Raw genomic sequence first — 2,304 nt, forward strand, 5'->3', positions numbered from 1 at the left:
CAGGTCGACCGCTCCCAGGTCGGCGAAGACCGGCACCAGCAGACCCACCAGCTCCTCGGCGTTGCCCACCACGTCCAGCGACCCGCCGATCCGTCCCGCGGCCGCGCGCAGCAACTCCAGCCGCTGCTGCGCACGCGGACCGGAGACCAGCACACCGCCACCGGCCGCGGCCACCCGCATCCCGAAGCGGTCCCGCAGCTCCGCCCCCGCCACCGGCACCAGCCACACCAGGAATCGCGCCGAGCCACCCGCCAGGAGCACCGAGACGCTCACATCGGCCGCGACCCGCCCGCCGACCGGACGCCGCAGCATCGCGCGCCCACTGCTGCGGCGCTCCTCCCTGGCCTCCTCGACCAGACCCGCCCACACCGAGCGGTCCTCGAACAAGGAGGCCACGCCCACCCCGCGCACCGCCTCGATGCCGCCGCCCAGCAGGTCCACCACCGGGGAGGTCGCGGTCAGCACCGTGCCCTCGCCGTCCAGGAGCAGCAGGGCGGGCTGTTCCCAGTCCACCGTGCCCCACGGCCCGCCGCGCGCGGTCATGACGCCCCTCGGCTCTCGCCCGCCGTCACAGCACTGTCCACCCCGCCAGGACACCACCTCAGCGCTCCGCCCGCCGGCCGAGGGCGCCCCACCCGCCACGAACGGGCGGTCGGGGCCACGGCTTCTCGCAGGTCCGCCCGATTCGGCCCTCCGAGCGGCCCGAGCGATCCCCGACCCGACTGTTTCGCGACCACCGACTACACCTTCGACTGGAGAGTCGGCGGGCGACCCACCCCGATGAGGTTCTGGCGCCGGCCGTTGCACGCGATGGTCGACGCCTTCACCGCCGCCGGCTTCCGCCTCACCGGCATCGACGAGCCACGGCCCGTCCCGGCCGCCCGTGAACTGTTCCCCGACGAATTCGCCGACCCGGCGACCCGCACCTGTTTCATCTTCTTCGTCGTGGAGGTTCCGGCGACGGCGGCCGAATCGAAGGAAGAGGACGCGTAACGACCGAACCGGCGCGGGCGTCAGGAGTTCATCGCGGCCCGATCGGATTCGCTGCGCAGAACGCAGAACTCGTTGCCCTCGGGATCGGCGAGGATCACCCATCCCGAACCGTCCGGGTTCCGGTGGTCGGCTCGGCGGTGGGGTTCCCCTTCGCCGGGGACGGGTGGGAGTCCGGTGACGATCCGGTGCGGGTCGAGGTGTGGGACGGGCGGCCGGACCGACTGCCCGTCACCCGACAACCCGGCCCGGCCGCGAGGGCGGGCCGGGGAGTGGGCCCGGTGGCGGCGTTGGCCGAGCGCCGGGGCGTGACGGTCGCGGCGGTGGCCGGGGTGCCGACGAAGACTGTGGGGTGCGAATGAAGACGGTGTGGTGCGAATACCGGCCGGAAAGCGACGGGGGTGTGCCCGGAACCGGGTCGTCACGGGGGTGGCAGGAGGAGGTCCGTGGGGCATGATTGGCCCGTTCGGGGACCCGTGCCCGGGTCCACCCCACCCCGAGAGAAGGGCTGTCCTCCGTGATCCGCACCCGTCGCCGTCTGGTCGCTCCCCTGTTGGCCTCGATGCTCTGCCTGGGGCTGGTCACCGCCTGTGGTTCGGAGGACGGGGAGGGGGACTCCTCCGCCAACGGCACCGACACCGGCGCGGAGACGGAGACCGACCCCGCGCCGGAGGACGGGGAGGAGACCGAGCCCGGTGCCGGCGAGGAGGGCATGACCGGCCCGACCGTCACCGAGACCGCCTCCTCGGCGACGATCCGCACCAGCATGGGCGACATCGAGGTGACGCTCTTCGAGGACGAGGCCCCGGTGACCGTGGCGAACTTCGTCGGGCTGGCCACCGGCACCCAGGAGTGGGAGGGCCAGGAGGGGGACGAGCCGCTGTATGACGGCACGATCTTCCACCGCGTGATCGACGGCTTCATGATCCAGGGCGGCGACCCGCTGGGCAGCGGCATGGGCGGCCCCGGGTACCGGTTCCAGGACGAGGTCACCGATGAACTGGCGTTCGACCGTCCGTACCTGCTGGCGATGGCCAACGCCGGGCCCGGCACCAACGGTTCGCAGTTCTTCATCACGGTCGAGGAGACCCCGCACCTGAACCAGCGGCACACCATCTTCGGCGAGGTCACCGACCCCGACAGCCAGGCGGTGGTGGACGAGATCGCCGCCACCGAGACCGGCCCGAACGACAAGCCGGTGGAGGACGTGGTGATCGAGGGCATCGAGATCAACTGATCCCCCCCTCGCGCCCCTCCCGGCTCGCCGCACCACGGTGGCACCGGGGAACGGGCCGCCGCGACCGCACCCCGACG

At 72.9% G+C, this 2,304-nt stretch carries 3 protein-coding genes and 2 pseudogenes; 3 read left to right on the plus strand and 2 right to left on the minus strand.

Features of this window, described 5'->3' with window-relative positions; genetic code table 11:
• A pseudogene (locus FNQ90_RS20140) lies at nt 1-543 on the minus strand (hypothetical protein); the annotation flags it as partial.
• A gap of 237 nt (nt 544-780) precedes the next feature.
• Between FNQ90_RS20140 and FNQ90_RS20145 the strand changes: the two are divergent.
• Nucleotides 781-993, plus strand: a complete 213-nt coding sequence (locus FNQ90_RS20145; RefSeq protein ID WP_182607653.1) for a hypothetical protein — start codon at nt 781-783, stop codon at nt 991-993.
• A 20-nt stretch (nt 994-1,013) separates the two neighbouring features.
• Here the strand turns inward: FNQ90_RS20145 and FNQ90_RS27625 are convergent.
• Nucleotides 1,014-1,124 (minus strand): annotated as a pseudogene (locus FNQ90_RS27625) (VOC family protein); the annotation flags it as partial.
• Nucleotides 1,125-1,130: 6 nt separating this feature from the next.
• On the opposite strand from FNQ90_RS27625, the gene FNQ90_RS20150 reads away from it, so the two are divergent.
• Together FNQ90_RS20150 and FNQ90_RS20155 are read left to right on the plus strand one after the other, a co-directional pair.
• Nucleotides 1,131-1,352 carry a hypothetical protein gene (locus FNQ90_RS20150; protein ID WP_182607654.1) on the plus strand — a complete coding sequence of 74 codons (222 nt, stop codon included), beginning with the start codon at nt 1,131-1,133 and terminating at the stop codon, nt 1,350-1,352.
• A 350-nt stretch (nt 1,353-1,702) separates the two neighbouring features.
• Nucleotides 1,703-2,227, plus strand: a complete 525-nt coding sequence (locus tag FNQ90_RS20155; protein ID WP_143625261.1) for a peptidylprolyl isomerase — start codon at nt 1,703-1,705, stop codon at nt 2,225-2,227.
• Nucleotides 2,228-2,304 lie beyond the last annotated feature (77 nt).

The sequence above is a fragment of the Streptomyces alkaliphilus genome, from assembly GCF_014141535.1.
GTDB classification, from domain to species: Bacteria; Actinomycetota; Actinomycetes; order Streptomycetales; family Streptomycetaceae; genus Streptomyces; species Streptomyces alkaliphilus.

Bases quoted from the DNA above. Each gene is read 5' to 3' on its own strand.
- FNQ90_RS20145 (WP_182607653.1), top strand. From the start codon at position 781: ATGAGGTTCTGGCGCCGGCCGTTGCACGCGATGGTCGACGCCTTCACC.
- FNQ90_RS20155 (WP_143625261.1), top strand. From the start codon at position 1,703: ATGACCGGCCCGACCGTCACCGAGACCGCCTCCTCGGCGACGATCCGC.